This window comes from Acaryochloris sp. IP29b_bin.148 (assembly GCF_028285565.1).
GTDB lineage: Bacteria > Cyanobacteriota > Cyanobacteriia > Thermosynechococcales > Thermosynechococcaceae > Acaryochloris.
Genome location: NZ_JANQOY010000048.1, coordinates 17995 through 38366, shown reverse-complemented (window position 1 = coordinate 38366; position 20372 = coordinate 17995). Strand labels below are relative to the sequence as shown.

The following is a 20372-nucleotide window of genomic DNA, read 5'->3' as shown; positions in this document are numbered from 1 at the left end:
ATGTACCGATTAAGGAGGTGAACAGAAGAATGGGTAGAACCCTAGAAGATAAAAAGCAAATTGTAGCAGGGCTGCAAGAGAATCTAAATGACACCGTCATGACGATTGTCATCGACTATCACGGATTAACCGTTGCTGAAATTACGGAGTTGCGTAATAAGCTGCGCCCCGCAGGTGCTCAGTGCAAAATCACCAAAAATACCTTGATGCGTCGAGCGATTCAAGGGGATGAAAAGTGGGAACCACTATCAGACTGGTTATCCGATTCCTCTGCTTTTTTGCTGATTAAGGATGACTTAGGTGGGGCGATCAAGGCCTACCAAGCCTTTCAAAAAGCAACGAAGAAAACGGAGCTTCGGGGCGGTGTCATGGACGGCCAACCCCTCTCCAAAGAGGATATCAAGGCCATCGGTGATCTCCCATCACAAGAAGTCTTGATGGCTCAAATTGCTGGCGCTATCAACGCTGTGACGACCAAAGTGGCGGTGGGTATCAACGAAGTGCCCGCTTCACTGGCCCGGGCCTTACAAGCACATGCAGACTCTGATAAAGCTGCTTAATCGCATTCTCGATCCAATCATTGAATATAAAAAAAGGAAGTGAACCATGTCTGCAACTGAAGAAATTCTAGAAAAGCTAAAATCCTTGACCCTCCTAGAGGCTGCTGATTTAGTCAAGCAAATTGAAGAGACCTTTGGCGTCAGCGCTGCCCCGGCTGCGGGTGTGATGATGGCGGCCCCTGGTGCAGGTGCAGCAGCGGGTGGTGAAGAAGCAGAAGAGAAGACTGAATTTGATGTCGTCTTGGAAGAAGTGCCTTCAGACAAGAAGATTGCCGTTCTGAAGGTGGTCCGCACCTTGACTGGCCTAGGTTTGAAAGAAGCCAAGGAGATGGTGGAATCTACACCCAAGCCTATTAAGGAAGGGGTTTCCAAAGAGGACGCCGAAGAAGCCAAGAAGAGCCTGGAAGAGGCAGGTGGAAAGGCTTCTCTCAAGTAGTGCCTATAGTTGCCGTTGAGTCGGTTAAACCCGGCTGAATCAGCTATATTCTCTACATTCACATTAAAATTAAAGGCTTGTTAGGAGACCTTCTCTTAGCAAGCCTTTAGTTGTGTGATGATGTCGACAGTGGGAGGCGTAAATAGATAAAGTTGATGGCCTAGTTGTTTTTGATTTCCTGAGATAGCGCACGTGCTGCCAGAGGCAAAATCGGCAAATCGTTGAGCCAGTTCAGTCCCCAAATTGGCAAAATTCAACAAGATGACAGTCCCTGCTTTAAGGGCATCCACCGCCTGTGCAGTTTCGTCAAAGGTCTTGGGGGTAAGAACAGCAATTGTATAATGGGATATCCCAGGAAGTGGCAGTAAGTTGGTCATACTTGCGCACCTAAATCCATTGGTCGTTACCGTCTAAACTAGCGCAACTTGTCAATATGCAGAAGCCTTTACTGCCAGAAGATTGCCAATTACGCCCTGCTATTGCTACTGATATCGGCGCAATTCGGCGATTAGTATGGTCTGCAAGGCTGGATCCGACCCAAATTCGATGGTCTCAATTTTGGGTCATTGAGCAGAATCAAGCCATTATTGCTTGTGGCCAGCTACGGGTGTTTCCCGAGGCTCAAGAACTCGGCAGTTTAGTGGTAACCGCAGCCTCCCGAAATCAGGGTTTAGGAACGTTGCTCGCTCAACACTTAATTCAGGCCGCTTCCCAACCACTCTACCTAGAGTGTTTAGGACAACAATTATGTCGTTATTATGAAGGCTTAGGGTTCCAGACAGTCCCTTGGGTAGACCTTCCTCGTTCCCTACAACGCAAATTTGGGCTGTCTAGAATCGCTAGAATGGTGCTGCGTGTTCCCGTCCAGTTTATGCACTACCCCGACGGAGTTCCGTCATAAGGAATGCGGGCACTGTGCCCAACTCAGGGAGCTTAATGAACAAAACTAGGTAGCTCTAGTTGGGGAGAAGAGGCGTCTTGAAGGGGTTGATCTATATTCGGCTGATCGAGAGTGATCGGCAAGGATTGGGGAGGATGGCTCTGCGGGTCTGATGACTGATCTAGCCCTAGGGTGGCGAGCTGACGGCAGCAGATGGCAAAAGCATTCGAGAAATTAATGGGATCGGTTGCTGACCACGGAGAAACAGGCGAGGATGCCGCTAGCGGATCATCTACTGCAACGGAGGCGTAGCCAAAGGACACTAATTTGCGAGAGGCAACTTTGGCATGAGGTTGGAAGGTATTGGAATTGTTCTTTAATACCGTTTTGTATTCACAAATTCGGGCTTGCTGGCGACGCAGTTGCGATCGCAAGTCCTGACAAATAGACTGAAATTCTTTCAGTTTTTCCGCTTCCCGATCAGACCCTCGTTCTGCGGCTTCTAGGTCTTTTTCGAGCTGAGCTTGATGGGTTTCATGGCCCACGAGCTGCTCTGTTAAGGAATCAATTAAACGTTGCTGATACTGCAATAGTTCATGTGCTGTTTCTAATTCTTGGCGCAGAACCGTCACATCTTCTTCTACTAAGACCGTATCAACAGGCAATAGCTGATCTTGCCAGCGATAAACACTCAGCTCAGCCGCAGCCAATGCCTTGAGTCTAGGAACAGAAGGTGGAATTACGCTATCTTCATTCATGGGAGTGCCGTTTGCTTAAAGCTAGTGGAACAATTGATCCAAGGCAACTCTGCTTTGCGCACCCTGAATCAGCGAGCATTCTGCATCTGTAGGTTTAGGTTAAAAGATTAGTTTTTGAGCGAGTATTAAACCTAAGATGGATAGCTGAATAAACGGCTTATAACCGACAGACTTAGAACGCTGAGAAATACTTCAGTATGGAACCATCCCATTTAACATAGCTTTTTCTTCAGCAGAAGCAGATCAATAACCGTGGTTTGAAACCTAAATTTACATATATTTATCAAAACTAGATGACATCTTGACGATGCTGGATAAAAACCACCAAACCCAGCATTCCCACCATAATTAATCCTAATTTCAGCCAATGTTTCCCCACATTGACGGCAAATGCAGTGCCAGCTTTGTCATGGAACCGACCCACTAACAGTTCTGCAGATGCGATCGCAGTGCCCCGTTTTTCGCGCCAATCACTAAACTGATCTTGCCAGCCGTCCAAGTTATCCCGATAATCCTTGACCTTATCGTTATAGTCCTCAATCTCATCTTCAAAGGTGGCCCGATTGTCAGCCGTTAACTTAGGCGGATCGCCTGGATCTTCGGGTTTTGCGGGTTGGGGCTGCTCCACTGCTGGATCATATTCTTGGCGCAGGGCTGGAAAGGTACATTGGGTAAACATATCCTGACCCAGACATGGGCATTTTTCCTTGTCTGTATCGCTTAAATTCTCCCGCTCCTCTGCAGACATCTGCCAACACGAGTCCCCTGCGATATCCTTACCAACTTCCGATAGGGTAATTAAACTCTCATAGGACCAGCGAGTAACGGTGAGTTGACTGAGAACTTGGCCGGGCGTCCCTAAAGAATCTAGAGAGATAATCGCCCCGGAAAAGGTGATTTGGGGGAGTAGAAACAGAATCGTCAACAAAGGGGCCACGCTTTGGTTTGGTGCTAAAGCAGAGACAAACAGTCCCATCACCATACCGCCCAAGGTGGCTAAGAAAAGGGTGATATACATGCCCAGGAGCCCCTGCCAATCAATCGGCAAGTTCACGGCCAAGACCTTTGTCAGCAGGAAGATTGCTGCTTGGTAGAGGGCCAACAGCACACTCAGCCAAACCTTGGAAAACACATAGGGCAAAATCTTCAGCCCAATCATCCGTTCACGCCGATAGATTTCTCGCTCTTTAACAATCTCCCGCATCATCGCTAAGCTACCGACCATCACAGCCGTTAAGACTGTGATAAACAAAAGTGTGAAGACTTGGCCCGGATCACCATTGGTGATATCAAACATGGGACGCTGCCACATGACGAAATCCAGCAAGCCCAGGATAGGAGCCAACGCCAACATCAGAATCAAGCTGGCCCGATCTTGGCGCAAAATCGTCCAGTTGCGCTGGGCCAGAATCGCAAATTGTCGCCAGCCTGAAATCGCGGTGGTGCGAGGTTGCGGGGGTTTAGATTTCGCTTTTTGAGGCGCAGTGGGGACCGATAAACTGGCCTGCCGCTGAGTGATATAGGTCTGATAGAGGGTGGACTGGCGATATTGCTGTTCCCAAGCTTCAGGGGTTTGTTCACCTTCGACTTTCAGATAAATTTCATCAAAATCCTCGACCCCAAAATAGGTGAGCGCTTCAGCTGGCGGGCCAAAATAGGCAATCCGCCCCCCCTTGGCCAAAAACACCACTAGATCACAGACCATTACATTTTTGGTGGCATGGGTAATCAGGAGAATGGTCCGGCCTTGATCCGCTAACCGTCGCAATAATCGCATCATCAGGGTTTCAGTGCCAGGGTCCAGGCCGGAGGTAGCTTCATCTAGGAAAAATAAGCTGGGTTGCGTTAACAGCTCTACCCCAATCGAGACTCGCTTGCGCTGCCCACCGCTCAAAGAATGCACCCGCAGATGCTCCCGTTCTCGCAGTTCTAAATCTTGAAGAACAGACTGGATCTGCTGCTTCCGTTCTGCTCGGGTTACATCAGCCGGGAGACGCAGGCGGGCGGCATAGTCCAGGGCCTGATTGACCGTCAATTCGCGGTGGATAATATCGTCTTGGGGAACGTAGCCCAATTCTGTGCGATAGAGATTGAAGTTCTTATACAGATCCTGCTCATTCACCAAGACTGAGCCACTCGTTGCCGGGCGCAGTCCATTTAAGGCATCCAGAAGCGTGGACTTGCCGGCTCCACTCACACCAACTACCGCAACAAACTCTTGGGGCAAAATGGACAGAGAAATGTCGTTTAAGAGAATATTTTTCTTGCTAGTCACCTTACTCAGATGAACCGCATCGAGACGTAGATTTCCCGAGTCATTCTGCTGAATCAGGGTCTCATCAAAGTTAAAGACAAAGTGATAGGGACCGATGCGAATCGTATCCCCAGGGCGTAGCGGTTGGGGATTGCGGAGTTGTCGGCCGTTGACGTAAGTTCCGTTGGATGAATGGAGGTCTTCAATCACCCAAGTGCCGCTTTTTAGGTCAATTTGGGCATGAAAGCGAGAGACGATCGGATGGTCAATCACCGTAGTATTGCGTGGATCGCGACCAAAGCTAAGGCTTTGTAGATCTCGCAAAACCAGCGTTTCGACCTGTTCAATGACATCGGTTTGCGGAATCACCTGATAGGTCAGGGTGACCTGATCTTCAATCGAGAAAAAATCGCCGTCCTGGAGGACCTTGTCTTGAATTTTGTCTCCCGCAAAGGTGAGACCGTGGGTGCTGTTTAAGTCACGAAGAGTATACGTCTCATTTTCCCAATTTAATTGAGCGTGGCGGTCAGAAACGACAGGTAAATCGATGACAATATCACACTGGGGATGTCGGCCTAGGGTCAGGGTTTCTTGGTTGAGGGGAAAGTCCTGGGTCCATTTAGACGTGGTGACTTGCAAAACGCGATCGCAATGGGTTTGACTGACAACGGTGCCCGGTAAAGCTGACTCATGGGGAAATACGCCCGTCCCCTGAACTTCTCGGAAGTGAATGATCGTATTACCCATCTGAATTTCATCTCCAGGATGGAGCTTGATCGGTCCTACCAGCGGTTTCTGGTTAACTTGAAGCGTGGCCTGATCACCTAACGACTTCAGGCTGTAATGATCGGTATGCCATAAAATTTCTGCATGGTGCGGCAAAATAGACGAACCATCCAAGATCAGAGAATTATCTGAATCAGACCCAATGCTAAAGGGCGCTTGCGTTAACCGAAATTCTCGATTAATCTCTGCACCGTTGGTCATGACATAAAGCTGAGCAGAGGCAGTAGGCATAGTGGGGCGAGGATAGAGTTGCAGCTAAGAATTTAAAGGCAGTCATACAAAAGCCTAGGCTATTTTTTGCCCGAAATGGAGATCATCTTCGCGGTACATGAAGATATCTAGCGCCAGTAACCAACGCATTGGATAGGCTATTGGAGACCAGAAGCAATGGATATAGAGAAGGCTAAAGTCGCAGAATCTAAAGGTATTCTGTAGTTCACCTAAAGACTCAGGCCATTTTCAGAATGCCTTCTTAAGATGGGAGGTATAAAGACGGAACCTCAAGCATTAAGACCGTCTATCACCCAGTATGGGGAATGCAAATGAATAGTTCTGATAGCACGCCGCTTGAACTAAGTTATGACTTTGCCCTTGATCGGGACTGCACCACTCTGTCTCGTCATGTTCTAGAACATCTCCAAAGCTTTGGTCCAGAGGCCCAAGATTTGAGTGCCCTGATGACCCGGATCGGGTTGGCAGGGAAGCTGATTGCTCGCCGTCTCAGTCGTGCAGGATTGGTGGAAGGTGCTTTAGGCTTCACTGGCGACGTCAATGTTCAAGGCGAAGAAGTCAAAAAAATGGACCTCTATGCCAACGAGGTCTTTATTGCTGCCTTTAAGCAAAGTGGTCTGGTTTGTCGGTTGGCTTCCGAAGAAATGGAGAAGCCCTACTATATCCCCGAAAACTGTCCGATTGGTCGCTATACCCTTCTCTACGATCCCATTGATGGCTCTTCGAATGTCGATGTGAATTTGAATGTCGGCTCCATTTTTTCCATCCGCCAGCAGGTGGGCAACGATCCTGAGCAGACGGGCCAAGATCTCCTCCAAGATGGGCATCAGCAACTTGCTGCGGGCTATATCCTTTACGGTCCCAGCACTGTGCTGGTGTATTCCATTGGCAAAGGTGTACATGTTTTTATTTTGGACCCTAGCCTAGGCGAATTTATTCTGGCGGCTGAAAACTTGACGATTCCCAAACATGGTCCAGTTTACAGCGTCAATGAAGGGAACTTTTGGCAGTGGGACGATGCCCTCCGAGACTTTACTCGCTATGTCCATCGTCATGAAGGGCATACCGCTCGTTACAGCGGAGCCTTGGTCGGAGATTTCCATCGGATTTTATTCCAGGGTGGCGTGTTTATCTACCCTGGCACCCTCAAGAACCCGGAAGGCAAGCTGCGCCTGCTGTATGAATCTGCCCCCTTAGCCTATCTCGTGGAACAGGCAGGGGGACGGGCCAGCATTGGCCAATCCTCTTTACTGGACGTTGTCCCCAATCATCTCCATGCCCGTACCCCCCTGATTATCGGCAGTGATGAAGATGTGGCCCTTGTTGAATCTTTTATCGAAGAGCGAGAGAGGCAGGCCCAAGAAGAACTCGCTCTTCAGCCCTAAGGCACGACTTACTGCCCTTTTGAATCAATTGATTACGGAGTTTCCTATGACTAATCATCTCCTCGAAATTAGTACCTTTGGCCAAAGCATTTGGATGGATAATCTCAGCCGCGATTTACTTGAATCCGGTGAGCTAAAGCAAATGACCCAAGATCAAGGGATTCGTGGAATCACTTCCAATCCCGCCATCTTTGAAAAGGCGATTGCGGGTAATGCTACTTACGATGCCGATATTGAAGCCGGGATCAAAGCGGGCAAGTCGGTTCTGGATATCTACGAATCTTTGACCTTTGATGATATTCGCAACGCCTGCGATATTTTTAAGCCCATTTATGACCAAACCCAAGGCTTAGATGGTTACGTCAGCATTGAGGTACCGCCGAATATTGCCAACGATACCCAAGCCACGATTGAGCAAGCCCGTCGGTATCATCGGGAGATCGGTCGTGAAAACGTCATGATCAAAATTCCGGGCACCGCCGCAGGATTGCCTGCCGTGGAACAGGTGATTGCCGATGGTATCAACGTTAATGTCACGTTGCTGTTCTCAGTGCAAAGCTATATTGATACCGCCTGGGCCTATATTCGCGGCCTAGAAGCGCGCGCTGCCAAGGGCGAAGATATTAGCAAGATCGCGTCCGTCGCCAGCTTCTTCCTTAGCCGGATTGATTCTAAGGTGGATGGATTGTTGGATGCCAAGCTTAAAGCGCTTAACCCTGATCAGTCCCATCTGGCGACTCAAATTGCTCAGGTGAAAGGCAAGGTTGCGATCGCAAATGCCAAGATTGCGTATCAAGAATATAAAAAGATGATCCAAACCGACCGTTGGAAGGCTTTATCAGCGAAGGGTGCGAATATCCAACGCCTCCTGTGGGCGAGCACCAGCACCAAAAATCCAGACTATAGCGATGTGATGTATGTGGATGAGCTAGTGGGTCCTGATACCGTCAACACCCTGCCACCCAATACGATCCAAGCTTGCGCCGATCACTGCGATGTCGCCAATCGGGTGGAACAAGATATGGGAACTGCCTATGAAATCATCGCCAACCTCTCTAACCCCGAAATCAACCTCGACCTCGATCAAGTGATGGCTGAATTGTTAGCGGAAGGGATTGATAAATTCGTGCAACCCTTCCGCTCACTGCTGAACTCCTTAGAAGAAAAGGTCAAGCGGTTGACCGTAGTTTAGGTAGTTTGATCATTCGCGCTTAGCCTGGCAGATTTGGCGTTACCAAGACGTTCGATGGCGCTAGTGCTAAGCGCTGCTTTCTTCAGTTTCCCAGTTCACCTATTCCCCTTTGTTTGCCCAGCCTATGGTTACGCTTGCTGAAAATCCGCTTCGCGTCGGTCTACGTCAAGAACGCACGCCAGAGCCTCTCATTATAGTGATCTTTGGTGCCTCTGGTGACCTCACCCAACGGAAACTGGTCCCTGCCCTCTACCATCTCAAACAACAGCGCCGCCTACCCGCGGAACTGACCATTGTCGGCGTTGCTCGACGGGAATGGAGTGATGAGTACTTCCGGCAGCAGATGCGCGAAGGTATCGAAGAATTTTCGGATGGGATTCAGTCAGAAGACGTCTGGAGCAGTTTTGCCGAAGGGTTGTTTTATTGCCCGGGAAATATAGACGATCCCCAAGCCTACCAAAAGCTAAAAACTCGTCTAGAAGAACTGGATGGCCGTCGTGGCACCATGGGCAACCGGGTGTTTTATCTGGCTGTATCTCCTAAGTTTTTTGCCACAGCAATTCAACAACTGGGAACCGCCCAGATGTTGGCTGATCCCATTAAAACGCGACTGGTCATTGAAAAGCCCTTTGGTCGCGATTTAGGTTCTGCTCAGTCTCTCAACAAAGTTGTGCAAGAAGTCTGTGCCGAAAATCAGGTCTATCGGATTGACCATTACTTGGGCAAGGAAACCGTTCAGAACTTGCTGATCTTTCGGTTTGCCAACGCCATTTTTGAGCCCCTGTGGAATCGCCAGTTTGTCGATCATGTTCAAATTACCGTGGCAGAAACCGTTGGGGTAGAAGACCGGGCGGGGTATTACGAGACCTCTGGTGCATTGCGAGATATGGTCCAAAACCATATTATGCAGCTGCTCTGCCTAACAGCGATGGAACCTCCTAACTCTCTGGATGCCGATGCAATTCGGACAGAGAAAGTCAAGGTGGTCCAAGCGATGCGTCTGGCAGATATCCATAACCTCGAGAATTCTGCTATTCGCGGCCAATATACCCAAGGCTGGATGAAAGGCGAGCAAGTGCCTGGCTATCACCAAGAGCCTGGCGTTGATCCCAAATCCACCACCCCCACCTATGTGGCCTTGAAGCTCTTGATTGACAATTGGCGCTGGCAAGGGGTGCCTTTTTATCTGCGTACCGGCAAACGTTTGCCCAAGAAGGTATCCGAAATTTCTATCCACTTTCGCCAAGTGCCGTTTTTAATCTTTCAATCCGCGGCCCAACAGGCAAATCCCAATGTTTTAGCCATGCGCATCCAACCGAATGAAGGGATCTCTCTGCGGTTTGAGGCGAAGATGCCAGGGCCAGACTTACGGACTCGCTCAGTAGATATGAACTTTAGCTATGGTTCCTTTTTTGGGCAGGCCACAGGGGATGCCTACGATCGCTTACTTCTAGACGCTATGCTCGGCGATCAAACCCTGTTTACCCGTGGGGATGAAGTTGAGGAGTCTTGGCGAGTCTTAACCCCGGCCTTAACGGCTTGGGAAGAACCCACCGATCCTGCCCTAGTTCCCACCTATGAAGCCGGGACTTGGGAACCGGAAGCCGCTGAGCTATTGCTCAACCGCGATGGTCGGCGCTGGCGACGACTCTAGACATTTTGATATGCGCACTTAGTTCTCCATTCTTTTCGCCCTATGACTACAAAATCTGCTCCCATCGTCTCTTTACAAGCTCCGAAAGACGTTTCTCTCAATGATATTAATGCGGAATTAAGCAAAATTTGGACCAGCTATAATTCCTCGGGCAATGGCGGTATGTTTCCTACTGCTACTCGGGCCGCCACCTTTAGCTTGGTTGTCTATGAACCGGAAGAAACCCAGCAGCTATTGGCAGCATTAGGGTTTTACACTGGTCCTGTGGATGGCATTTATGGTCCCCGCATGGAGGCTGCCTTACGATCGGCCCAAACCAAGTTTGGGTTGGCAGAAACCGGCAAACCCAATCCTGATATCCTGGCCAAAATGCGGCAGGCTATGACGGAACAGCAGATCAGCCAAGGCCAGGATGACGGCTATGTGTTGGATGCGGGGGGAGCGGGTATTGCGGATGCGATCGCAAGTCAAAGTCCTTGCCGCGTCATCTCTCTCTTTCCCATAGGCGGTGAAGACGAAGGGGTATCCGCTCAACTTTCAGCCTACTGTCCCGTCAAAAAGAAAAACCGCAGCTCTCTGATTTGCTGTGAGTATATTTCCCTTAAAGGGACCGAAATGGCCCTGGATCGGGTCGGTGGCCTTGTCCAATCTCTAATGATTGGTGGACTTCCCAAATTTTTGTGGTGGAAAGCCGTTCCTGCTGCCAATATGGAGCTGTTTCAGCGGTTAGCAGCATCTAGTACTGCTGTGATTGTGGATTCTAGCCAATATCTCGATGCCCAATCCGAATTGATTCATTTGCAAGAACTAATGTCCCAAGGCACGAACATCGTGGACCTCAACTGGCGACGGTTAGCAGCTTGGCAAGAATTAACCGCTGAAGCCTTTGACCCCCCCGCTAGAAGAGCGGCCCTCAATGAGGTCGATCGGGTCACGCTAGATTATGAAAAGGGGAACCCTGCTCAAGCCTTAATGTTTTTGGGGTGGTTGGCCAGTCGCTTGCAATGGCAACCTGTCGCCTTTGAGTCGGAAGGTGGAGACTATGACCTCAAACGCATCCAATTTATGAGTTCTGACCAGCGGCCCATTCAAGCAGAATTGGCCGCCATTCCCACACAGCCAGGCGAAGTCGCAGGAGATTTAATCGATCTAAAACTCGCCTCTACCAATTTACAGGCGGATTGTTGTACCGTCCTCTGTTCAGAAACGAAAGGCTGTATGCGCATGGAGGCTGGAGGAGGAGCCCAATCTTGTCGAATTCAGCATGTCACACCGCTGCAAGACCAATCCTCTGAGACGCTTCTAAGTCAGCAACTACAACGCTGGGATCAAGATGTGTTGTATACCGAAAGTCTTGACGTTACAGCCCAAATACTGAGACTCGCCTAGGAACGTTCAATCTCGTTAGCTCGGATACCTCAACGCTGATCCCACTTCAGCTCAACTCAATATATTTTTGATGTCTGCTTAAGTTCATGGCTTGCCTGAACTGATTGAGGGTGAGTGCTTAGCCACTGACCACAAAAAGCCCCGTTTGGTTAGGTCAGTTCAAACCAGTATTGAAAATCTCGCAGTTGCCTGTTGACCTTAACATTACGGATAGTAACCGTATAGCGAGTCTCAGCCTCAAGATTGTTCGCCTCCCACTGCAATACATTAGGAATGCCATACCCTCTTTTATCACTGACTACCCCAGTAATGGGAATAGGATTTTGGTTTGGATCTGGAATCTTGTCATAGACTTGATCAGAAGGTACGTTAAAGTCTCTCTGGGTGAGCTTTTTATCGGGGTTAAATGTTGGTGGATAAAATGTCTGACGGTTTGATGTCTGACCCAATACTTGCCATAGACTCAGGACTATAACCATCACACCGATGGCGATTAATGGTTTTTTATTTTCTGGTTTGATGTTCATACCCAGGACGTAAGCTGTAAAGTCACCACATCAGAACTGAGTGAGAATGGAGTCTATATCCTGACATCAAGTTGATCGTCTTTAGCTGCGATCCAGGTTCTGTTGATAGCTGCGTTTGCTTCGATTCTTGTGGTCGGGCTGCTGTTTATAGCGTATCAAAAACTTCATGCAATTGCGCCATCCACATATCAGCAGGATCACTATAGTATTCAATCTCGCTGACTTGAAAGGTTAGGTGGCCAGTCGGTGTAGCAATATCAATGTAATCCCCTTGATGAACCCCACCTCCTTGAGACGTCATATAACGAATGGGAAGCGTTGCATTATCATCTAGGAAAAATTCTGATCCCAATTGGTGGTGGTTATATCGATGGGTTCTACGCCTATGAGTGTGGCGTCTTCGGCGAAAAATTGAGTCTCTTTGTTGACCACCAACATATGTAGATATTCCCATAGTTCCCCCGTTGGAAATAAATCATTGAATGAAGAATAGCACTTAATATTTACTTCATTAATTATGCCAACAAACCACCTTGGTCACTGGCTTTTATCAAATACTAAACGCTTTACAATTGCAGATTATTGTATTTCTAAACAGGGTTAAACAGTAAAACTACGGATATTTTTTATTTTATCTACAGGTAATTATCAATACCTCTACGTGTGCCAGGTAACATCTCCAATAACCACACTTATCTGAACCTGCATCCTCAGAAAGCCTGTCACCCTTGCAGAAGCATAAATTTACCTTTGCAGAGGCCTAACTTTGGGGACCAGAAATGTGAGGTTTGAACGCCAGGCAACCTAAGTGTAAATACTGAGATTCCAAGGTGACAGGCTCCTTCATACCCGCTTGACACTGACAAGCTAATATTTGAGCGGGCTTCACGATACGAGCAATACACAATTAATGAGGAAAACAGATGGCCATAGTGATTGCGGGTGATCGGAGTGGTGTGGGTAAAACAACGGTAACCGCCGCAATCTTAGCAAGCCTGAAGAGCCGACAAGTGACCGTTCAATCCTTCAAAGTAGGGCCAGATTATATTGACCCGATGCTGCACTCTGTCGTGACTCAGCGTCCTTGTCGCAATTTAGATCCCATCCTCACGTCTGAGATTTATATTCAGACCCTATTTACGACTCATACTCAGACCGCTGACTATGCACTAGTAGAAGGGGTGATGGGTCTATTTGATGGAGCTGTTGGACAAGGGGGCAGAGGGAGTACCGCCCATATCGCTCGGCAGTTGAATCTCCCCCTCCTGTTGGTATTGGACTGCAGTCGACTTTCGGATTCCGTAGCAGCGCTAGTGCATGGCTATCGTTCCTTCGATCCGCATTTGCGCCTGGCAGGGGTTGTGCTCAATCGGGTGGGGAGTGATCGCCACTTAACGAGCTTGGAAGCCGCTTTGCAGCCCTTAGATATTAAAATTTTGGGGGTGTTACGCCGCCAGACATCGCTCAACCTCCCGACTCGACACTTAGGCTTAGTCCCCGTTGAAGAATTAGAAGCGGTGGAACCACTGTTACAAGAGCTGACTGAAGTGGGCCATACTTGCTTTGATTGGTCAGCGCTGTTGCCTTTACTGGCAACCTCACCAGGGAGTAAATCTCCAGTACCTGTAACACCGTCTGATACATTCTCACAACCATCGGGCTCGACGGGCATTCGCTCGTTTCAGATCCATTCGCCACACTCGGCTAACAATATTACTCACCCTCAATCTCCTGAACCCGTCACGCGCATCCGTTTAGCGATCGCACGGGATGCAGCCTTCAATTTTTACTATGCCGATAATCTCGATCTGCTAGAGCACTTAGGGGCAGAATTAGTCTATTGGAGCCCTTTACAGGACAAAACGCTACCGCCAGGCACTCAAGGTCTATATTTAGGTGGAGGATTCCCGGAAATGTATGCCTCCACCCTGGCCGCCAATACCTCGACACGCCATGCCGTGAAAACGGCGATTGAGCAAGGCTTACCCACCTATGCGGAATGTGGCGGACTGATGTACTTATGTGAGTCTCTACAAGATTTATCCGGGCAGACGTTCCCCATGGTAGGCATTTTGCCTACAACAGTGAAGATGGCAACGCGGTTAACCTTGGGGTATCGACGAGCGATCTCAACTCAAAATACCCCACTGCTCACTGTAGACACACAAGTTTGGGGGCATGAATTTCATCATTCTCAGCTGCATCAATCCTCTCAGACCCCGATCTACACCTTCTCAGGTGAGACCTTATCTCAACCTCAGTCAGAAGGTTGGTCTGTTTATAACCTGCACGCCTCATACCTACACCTGCATTGGGGACATCGACCAGAGCTACCACACCGGTTTTTACAACAATGCCAAGCCTTGCGATGACCCATCTAGTTCATCCTATGACTGTGTTTATTGACTGCCCTATTAGCGATCGACTGGATGACTTGAATCTCTTAGTGCGTTCAGGTTGAGCAGCAATAAATCCGTATAATCCACTGCGCCAGATAATTGACGTTGCAAAATCTCCAGCCCACCGTTCACGTATTCTTGAAAGATTGTGATGCGTCTCTGGTCACTGTCTTCATCCCGCAGTAGGAGAGATAAGTCTGAAGCATCGGAAACAGCCACTAAATCAAGAATTGACCTGGCTTTAAACTGATCTTGAGGGACAGGATCGGGATCTTTTCTAGACAACTTACTTAAGCGCACTCGTCGCTTATGATAAATGCCGACTAAGGCCACAAACAATAAGATATCAGCATAGGTTTGAAAGGGGCTATTGGAAGATGTAGCATCCTTAAGGGTTTTAACAAATGCTGTTTTGTCTTCAGCAATCTGTACTCTAGCTAAAGGCATTGATCACATCTCATCCTGCAAATAGTGCGACTCGAAACATAGTAGTTTATAGCCGATTATCGATCTCTGCCTCCAACATCAGCAAGATTTGATCGGTATAGTCAACTGAACCTGATATTTTCTGACCAATGATTTCTAGGCCTCCATTGGCATATTCTTGAAAAACCTCAACTCGCTGACGATCCAGTTTTGAGTCATCTGCAAGAACACTAAAGCTTTGTAGATCACAAATAGAAAGTAGACTCATCAGTTCTGGGTCCCTGAACTGATCCTGTGGTACGCGGTCAAGCCCTTCATAAGAAACAGAATGAAGTTTCAAACGTTTATTGTTCCTGATGCCAATCATCGCTGCAAACATTAAAGCATCTGCATAGGAGGCAAAAGGACCGTTATTATCACTGCCGTCTTTAAGTGCTTTTAAGAGCTCAACTTTATCTTTGGCCACTCGAACCCTTACATCTGCCATCGATCCTATCTGCCTTTATCCAGGTATCCAGCTGGATTTGCGTAGCTTTGTCAGTCGTAGATGCTAGGTTAACCATACCGACTCATCTTTAGTGCGTGGGTATATGCAAATTATGTAAGCCTTACCTAATTTAAGGATAACGCCTTCACCCACGACCGTTGCCCATTCATTTAAATGCAACATTATTGACTCAGCCAGGCACTGGCTTCTCAGCTACACTCCGTTGAATGCCCCCTAGCCCCCTCTGGGGGGACAAGAGGGTAAAAAGGAGACACAACAAAAGATGAGTACTCCCTCCTCGCTACGAGTGCTATCACAACTCAGTCCTATCGATTCAATATTTCAAGAACATCTTTGATAATGCTGATGATGGCAGCTAAAGCTACCCAATCAATGGCAATCATGGACTGTTCCTCTCAAATTACTAAACAACCCAGAACGACTATTAGGGCAAGCTATTTATGAAGCTCTACCCCCTACATAGGCTGTTTTTGGATAAAAACGAAAAAACGTTCGCCTCTGGACATGTCCTGGCCCCTGTGGTGAAGGAAAAAACATCTAACTATCGCAACGAGTCAGATCAAGACGAGCAAGAGTGTAGCGTTCCTCTGCCCGTCCAGAGCTGTTGCGGCATATCCTCACTTCGCTCCGGTATTCCACATTTATCGGTACTGAAATCCTCTAGGCATAATAAAACTCTCCACAGGCGGGCTGCTGAAGTCAGACCTCGATCAGGTTAACTCCGTCAAGGGCAACACCACTGAGGTTAATATCCAGCAGGTCGGTACAGAGAAGTGTGGCTCCTTCGAATTGGGCACCTCTCAGTTTCGCGCCGATTAGATTGGCATATCGCAGATCACTATTGCTAAAGTCCGCACGCATCAGATTGGCACTGTTTAGGATGGCACCCCTCAGGTCAGCACCTCGAAGATTGGCACAGTAAAGCATGGCATTACTCAGATCAGCTCCACTCAGATTCGCACCACTGAGATTTGCACTATAGAGATTTGCCCCCTTTAAGTTTGCGCCTCTGAGGTCAGCATGCCAGAAGCGGGCCCAACGGAAGTCGGCCCGAAAGAGCTTGGCCTTTCTAAGGTCCGCTTCACTCAGGTTAACTCCTCGGAGAATGGCATTACTGAGGTTCGTTTTGAATAAGTCAACTGAACACGTTGGATTTTGATCTCGCCATTGATTCCAGGCTTCAGGACCACCTAACAACATTCCCTGTAAGTCTGTCTCTCGTGAGTCAGGCTTCACTACTACCCTATTTATCATGGCCAACGATAAAGATTTATTCTTTAGGAGATGAATTTATTTCTTAATATACACCCTCACTTTGGATCACATCTGGCTGATTGCTCTTGTAACCACGCCACTCCTATCTACAAACCTGGCGTTTTGCCAACTTTCAGATTGATACCCAGTGGCCTATTCAAGGGTGACCCCAACTGGATCATTGTTGATCGAGTGCCACTGCAAACGCGACGCATCTAGGCTTGAGCCATCGCTGAAGCTAAAGCCGTTGCTAGCTGACAAGCTGCCTCCCACACTTACTCACCCGCAAACATGGTCAGCGATTCAACCTCTAGCGCTACCACCTCTATCAAATCTGTTGAAGAGGCCGATGGAGCCCCGTGGACTATTGAGAAGAGGATTGAAGATTACCGTTACTATTAGCCAGAATCTGATCATTGAGAACTGCTAACGCTTTGGCATATTGCGGATCAGCAGCAGTACCAATTTTGTCGCGATCTTGAAACAGAGCCTCCCGTTGCTCGTCTGTGAGTTTTACCTCTATGTCAGGCTCAATGCCTTTTTTGTTAATATCCCGACCGCTAGGGGTAAAGTACTTGGCCACCGTAACGGCCAAACCCGAACCATCTTCTAAGGGATGAACGGATTGAACGAGTCCCTTGCCAAAGGTCTTAGTTCCAATCAAGACAGCTCGTTTATTATCCTGTAACGCCCCCGCTAATATTTCGCTGGCGCTGGCAGACCCACCATCCACCAGAATCACGAGGGGCTTATCGGTTAACCGATTTTTGCCAGAGGTGAGCTTATCCTCTCCGCCTTTGCGATCCACCGTAGAGACAATCGTACCTTTGCCCATCCACATCCGCGCAATCTCAGCACTGGAATAGAGTAAACCCCCAGGATTAGAGCGCAAATCTAGAATAAACCCGGCAACCTTCTGCTTTTTCAGTTCTTGAATCGCCTCGCGCATTTCGGACGACGCGTTGTTACTAAATTGGTTGAGTCGAATATAGCCAACGCCACCTGCTGAGTTGTTCTGGTAAGAGAAACGAACCGGATGAATCTCAATGCGAGCCCGCTTAATGGTGAAGTTGAGAGTTTGCTGCTCTCGTAATACCGTTAATGTCACGTCAGTATTCACAGGACCTCGGATCAAACTCACGACCCCATTGATGTCCATGCCTTCAGTGCTTTTACCATCGACTTTTGTGATCACATCCTTAGACAAAAGCCCAGCGTCTGCAGCTGGACTTCCTTCAATCGGGGAGATAACAGTGATCTCTTTAGTTTCCTCATCTTGGGTAATTTGAATACCGACGCCTGTTAGCTCACCAGAGGTATCAATTTGCATGCTCTTGAACTGCTCAGGATCCATAAAGCGAGTGTAAGGATCCTCAAGCTTGTCCAACATTTCCTGAACAGCTTTGTAGGCTTCTTCTTTTGACGTGTAATTGCGATTTAGGTACTGGTTACGAATATCTCGCCAATCGTTACCGTTAAAGGTTGCATCTACATAGTCATGATTAATAACTTGCCAAACTTCGTCTACCACCTCTTTCGGACTTTCTTTGAAGACGGCCCAACTTGATTGCCAAAGATTGGCACCAATCACGACCACACCTGCTCCCACAAGCGCGGTTGTTCCTAAAACTAATCCGTCTTTTGAAATTGCCATAAGCCTGACCCAGTTGGTTTCGTGAGGCACGTTCACCCTTACACTACAACGGGGTGAAAGTGAGGTACGCCCACTCTAGCACAAGCTACAGAGAGACTACATGAGTTTTAGCTGTGATAAAAGTATAGACAAAATAATGAGATCAGCTTTAGGACACAGCGACGGAATCATGACTGTCTTGGAGCGTTTACTGCTGTTGCCAAGTTTGAATCTGCGACTGGGCAGATTCGTAAACACTGCTGTTCCGGGGAATGCGTTGAGCGATCGCAATTGCCGCTACCGGATCAACGAGAGCTTGCCCTCGTGCCATATTCAGCAGCTGTTCTGACCAGGTATCGATCGAAAGGTTAGCTTGAAAGCGAGCAGGAGACTCTGGTGTAATTTGATTGGCCTGAGCAATGGCCTCAGATAAGGCTTTGGGGGTACCTTGACTGGCAAGGGTTTCGGCACTTTGTAAGAGTGGGTCATTGCCATTGGCCGGCACGGTCTGTAGGGGCTCATCGAGCGGTGTACTGTCGAGCGGTGGGCTGGCGGGCTGCAATTGATACTGCCAGTCTGAAATTCTCAATTGCGCTTCATCGTACAGCGCCCGTCCTGGCTTAATCCGACTCGCCTGTACGATCGCAGACCGTAGAGCAGCCGGACTGCCCTGGAGGGCCAGCTGATCGGCCCGATCTAATAGCGGCTGATCTTCCCGCACCTGAATTTGATACTGCCATTGGTCAATCTCTTGTTGAGCAACTTTCCACTGGTCGCTGCCAGCTGAAATTTGCTGGGCCTGAGACACCGCCGTTGCTAAGTCACCGATATCTCCTGTTTGGGCCTGGAGCTGAGCGGTTTGTAACAGCTGAATATCAGCAATTTCCCTTTGCCATTGGGCAACCAATGTCTGAGCTTTGCCATAGAGAGGACTACTCACGTCTAACTGACTGACTTGATTGATCGCCTCTTCTAAGCTGACCAGCGTGCCATTCCAAGCGGAGGCACTCGCCTGGGCAATTTTCATAAAATCTTGGGCCTGAGACCATAAGGGCGTGTCTTGGGGAATCAGCTCTAGCGCATCCATGCTGGCATGGTAGCGACGACGCTCCAAGGCCGACTCGGCGATGGTCATCAATCGGGTGGCGATGGCATCCTGAGTCTTGCGAGCCGATCGATGGTAAACGCTGTCTGCAATCAGTTCCTGCACTAACCCTAAGGATTCAGCTAAATTGTCCAACCCGCCTTGTCGCATTAAGCGTTTGGCCTTCACCAATTTTCGCTCGTCTTTTTGGGCGACAATGATTTTCTCGGTCATGGCATCGTATTGCGTGCCCGACCAGTAGCGGTTATCCACTTGGACGAGTTTGATCAGGATGTTATATGCTCGCCGCCATTCCTCATTGTTGAGCGCAGCCTCTGCACGATTATAAATAGACTCACCCTCCACCCAGATGCGTCGCCATTCATCGACTCGTGTTTTCACTAATTGGTAAGCCGTGGTTTGAGCTGGAATTTTCTGGGCAAATTCAATGGCACGATCGAGCTTGCCCGCATGAAACGCTTTTTCAGCGAGATCTAAGGCCTGGGTGGACCATTGCTCAATCAGAGGATTAATGGCAGGGCGCAACGGATGATTGGCATCTAGCTCATCCACTAAGGCGATGGCGGCAAATAGATCTTCCAGGGTTTGCTGGCTCGCTTTCTCCTGTGCGCAATACACACGCAGGGACCCAGAGGCAAAGGGCCAAAACACTCGGGCACAGTTGGGTTTGGCGGGCTGGTGCAACAGCAAACGATAGGAGCCATAGCCCACGCCACTGGAGAGTGCGATCGCAACCATACCCCAAATCGGCCAGTATCTTAAAAATCTCAACCGCTGAGCACCCCAAACCTTGACAGCATCAGAGCTGACCGAAGCGCTAGCAAGGTTAGTTTTAGCATCAGTTGTCATCGTGTATTTACGAGACTTAGATCGTCATAAACCAGTAACACAGCCACGTTATGATCCTACAACTTTGTTAAGGTTGATGTCCAAACGAGCCTTGTTTACTTACAATATCTCTCCCTAGAGGGAGACGAATAGCGATTTCTGATCTA

General features: G+C 48.6%; 18 protein-coding genes. 8 read left to right on the top strand and 10 right to left on the bottom strand.

What is annotated here, in order from left to right:
• Nucleotides 1–29 precede the first annotated feature (29 nt).
• Nucleotides 30–560: a 50S ribosomal protein L10 gene (rplJ, locus tag Q0986_RS05385; RefSeq protein WP_299405384.1), complete on the top strand. Its 531-nt coding sequence runs from the start codon at nt 30–32 to the stop codon at nt 558–560.
• A gap of 46 nt (nt 561–606) precedes the next feature.
• Nucleotides 607–996 (top strand): 50S ribosomal protein L7/L12, encoded by a 390-nt coding sequence (rplL, locus tag Q0986_RS05380; protein ID WP_299405379.1) that lies wholly within the window; start codon nt 607–609, stop codon nt 994–996.
• A 95-nt stretch (nt 997–1091) separates the two neighbouring features.
• Here rplL and Q0986_RS05375 read toward each other — a convergent pair whose 3' ends face one another.
• Nucleotides 1092–1373 carry a cell division protein SepF gene (locus Q0986_RS05375; protein ID WP_299405374.1) on the bottom strand — a complete coding sequence of 94 codons (282 nt, stop codon included), beginning with the start codon at nt 1371–1373 and terminating at the stop codon, nt 1092–1094.
• 56 nt (nt 1374–1429) lie between these two features.
• Between Q0986_RS05375 and Q0986_RS05370 the strand changes: the two genes are divergently transcribed.
• Nucleotides 1430–1897 carry a GNAT family N-acetyltransferase gene (locus tag Q0986_RS05370; protein WP_299405370.1) on the top strand — a complete coding sequence of 156 codons (468 nt, stop codon included), beginning with the start codon at nt 1430–1432 and terminating at the stop codon, nt 1895–1897.
• Nucleotides 1898–1929: 32 nt separating this feature from the next.
• Here the strand turns inward: Q0986_RS05370 and Q0986_RS05365 are convergent, their stop codons facing one another.
• Nucleotides 1930–2634 carry a hypothetical protein gene (locus tag Q0986_RS05365; RefSeq protein WP_299405365.1) on the bottom strand — a complete coding sequence of 235 codons (705 nt, stop codon included), beginning with the start codon at nt 2632–2634 and terminating at the stop codon, nt 1930–1932.
• A 289-nt stretch (nt 2635–2923) separates the two neighbouring features.
• Nucleotides 2924–5905 (bottom strand): FHA domain-containing protein, encoded by a 2982-nt coding sequence (locus tag Q0986_RS05360; protein ID WP_299405360.1) that lies wholly within the window; start codon nt 5903–5905, stop codon nt 2924–2926.
• Nucleotides 5906–6216: 311 nt separating this feature from the next.
• On the opposite strand from Q0986_RS05360, the gene fbp reads away from it, so the two are divergent.
• From fbp to opcA, 4 genes are all read left to right on the top strand, one after another.
• Nucleotides 6217–7290, top strand: coding sequence for a class 1 fructose-bisphosphatase (gene fbp / locus Q0986_RS05355; protein WP_299405355.1), 1074 nt, complete (start codon nt 6217–6219; stop codon nt 7288–7290).
• A 46-nt stretch (nt 7291–7336) separates the two neighbouring features.
• Nucleotides 7337–8482: a transaldolase gene (tal, locus tag Q0986_RS05350; RefSeq protein ID WP_299405351.1), complete on the top strand. Its 1146-nt coding sequence runs from the start codon at nt 7337–7339 to the stop codon at nt 8480–8482.
• Between the two features lie 124 nt (nt 8483–8606).
• A complete protein-coding gene (gene zwf / locus Q0986_RS05345; RefSeq protein WP_299405347.1) occupies nt 8607–10136 on the top strand; it encodes a glucose-6-phosphate dehydrogenase in 1530 nt (509 codons plus the stop codon).
• Between the two features lie 42 nt (nt 10137–10178).
• Nucleotides 10179–11525: a glucose-6-phosphate dehydrogenase assembly protein OpcA gene (opcA, locus tag Q0986_RS05340; protein WP_299405342.1), complete on the top strand. Its 1347-nt coding sequence runs from the start codon at nt 10179–10181 to the stop codon at nt 11523–11525.
• A 149-nt stretch (nt 11526–11674) separates the two neighbouring features.
• Here opcA and Q0986_RS05335 read toward each other — a convergent pair whose 3' ends face one another.
• Both Q0986_RS05335 and Q0986_RS05330 read right to left on the bottom strand, forming a co-directional pair.
• Nucleotides 11675–12052 carry a hypothetical protein gene (locus tag Q0986_RS05335; RefSeq protein WP_299405339.1) on the bottom strand — a complete coding sequence of 126 codons (378 nt, stop codon included), beginning with the start codon at nt 12050–12052 and terminating at the stop codon, nt 11675–11677.
• A gap of 145 nt (nt 12053–12197) precedes the next feature.
• Nucleotides 12198–12353 (bottom strand): hypothetical protein, encoded by a 156-nt coding sequence (locus tag Q0986_RS05330; protein WP_299405335.1) that lies wholly within the window; start codon nt 12351–12353, stop codon nt 12198–12200.
• A gap of 622 nt (nt 12354–12975) precedes the next feature.
• Between Q0986_RS05330 and Q0986_RS05325 the strand changes: the two genes are divergently transcribed.
• The gene (locus tag Q0986_RS05325; RefSeq protein WP_299405331.1) at nt 12976–14424 is read left to right on the top strand and encodes a cobyrinate a,c-diamide synthase; all 1449 of its coding nucleotides are present in this window, start codon (nt 12976–12978) and stop codon (nt 14422–14424) included.
• Nucleotides 14425–14466: 42 nt separating this feature from the next.
• On the opposite strand, the gene Q0986_RS05320 is transcribed toward Q0986_RS05325, so the two are convergent.
• From Q0986_RS05320 to Q0986_RS05300, 5 genes are all read right to left on the bottom strand, one after another.
• Nucleotides 14467–14898, bottom strand: a complete 432-nt coding sequence (locus Q0986_RS05320; RefSeq protein ID WP_299405327.1) for a DNA phosphorothioation-associated protein 4 — start codon at nt 14896–14898, stop codon at nt 14467–14469.
• 46 nt (nt 14899–14944) lie between these two features.
• Nucleotides 14945–15343 (bottom strand): DNA phosphorothioation-associated protein 4, encoded by a 399-nt coding sequence (locus Q0986_RS05315; protein WP_299405322.1) that lies wholly within the window; start codon nt 15341–15343, stop codon nt 14945–14947.
• A 741-nt stretch (nt 15344–16084) separates the two neighbouring features.
• Nucleotides 16085–16621, bottom strand: a complete 537-nt coding sequence (locus Q0986_RS05310; protein WP_299405317.1) for a pentapeptide repeat-containing protein — start codon at nt 16619–16621, stop codon at nt 16085–16087.
• Between the two features lie 382 nt (nt 16622–17003).
• Nucleotides 17004–18293, bottom strand: a complete 1290-nt coding sequence (ctpC, locus tag Q0986_RS05305) for a carboxyl-terminal processing protease CtpC (RefSeq protein WP_299405314.1) — start codon at nt 18291–18293, stop codon at nt 17004–17006.
• Between the two features lie 187 nt (nt 18294–18480).
• Nucleotides 18481–20226, bottom strand: a complete 1746-nt coding sequence (locus tag Q0986_RS05300) for a hypothetical protein (protein WP_299405311.1) — start codon at nt 20224–20226, stop codon at nt 18481–18483.
• Nucleotides 20227–20372: the final 146 nt, after the last annotated feature.

Bases quoted from the DNA above. Each gene is read 5' to 3' on its own strand.
- Q0986_RS05325 (WP_299405331.1), top strand. From the start codon at position 12,976: ATGGCCATAGTGATTGCGGGTGATCGGAGTGGTGTGGGTAAAACAACG.
- Q0986_RS05365 (WP_299405365.1), bottom strand. From the start codon at position 2,634: ATGAATGAAGATAGCGTAATTCCACCTTCTGTTCCTAGACTCAAGGCA.
- rplL (WP_299405379.1), top strand. From the start codon at position 607: ATGTCTGCAACTGAAGAAATTCTAGAAAAGCTAAAATCCTTGACCCTC.
- fbp (WP_299405355.1), top strand. From the start codon at position 6,217: ATGAATAGTTCTGATAGCACGCCGCTTGAACTAAGTTATGACTTTGCC.
- Q0986_RS05330 (WP_299405335.1), bottom strand. From the start codon at position 12,353: ATGACGTCTCAAGGAGGTGGGGTTCATCAAGGGGATTACATTGATATT.
- Q0986_RS05375 (WP_299405374.1), bottom strand. From the start codon at position 1,373: ATGACCAACTTACTGCCACTTCCTGGGATATCCCATTATACAATTGCT.
- ctpC (WP_299405314.1), bottom strand. From the start codon at position 18,293: ATGGCAATTTCAAAAGACGGATTAGTTTTAGGAACAACCGCGCTTGTG.
- rplJ (WP_299405384.1), top strand. From the start codon at position 30: ATGGGTAGAACCCTAGAAGATAAAAAGCAAATTGTAGCAGGGCTGCAA.
- Q0986_RS05370 (WP_299405370.1), top strand. From the start codon at position 1,430: ATGCAGAAGCCTTTACTGCCAGAAGATTGCCAATTACGCCCTGCTATT.
- Q0986_RS05300 (WP_299405311.1), bottom strand. From the start codon at position 20,226: ATGACAACTGATGCTAAAACTAACCTTGCTAGCGCTTCGGTCAGCTCT.
- opcA (WP_299405342.1), top strand. From the start codon at position 10,179: ATGACTACAAAATCTGCTCCCATCGTCTCTTTACAAGCTCCGAAAGAC.
- Q0986_RS05320 (WP_299405327.1), bottom strand. From the start codon at position 14,898: ATGCCTTTAGCTAGAGTACAGATTGCTGAAGACAAAACAGCATTTGTT.
- zwf (WP_299405347.1), top strand. From the start codon at position 8,607: ATGGTTACGCTTGCTGAAAATCCGCTTCGCGTCGGTCTACGTCAAGAA.
- Q0986_RS05335 (WP_299405339.1), bottom strand. From the start codon at position 12,052: ATGAACATCAAACCAGAAAATAAAAAACCATTAATCGCCATCGGTGTG.
- Q0986_RS05360 (WP_299405360.1), bottom strand. From the start codon at position 5,905: ATGCCTACTGCCTCTGCTCAGCTTTATGTCATGACCAACGGTGCAGAG.
- tal (WP_299405351.1), top strand. From the start codon at position 7,337: ATGACTAATCATCTCCTCGAAATTAGTACCTTTGGCCAAAGCATTTGG.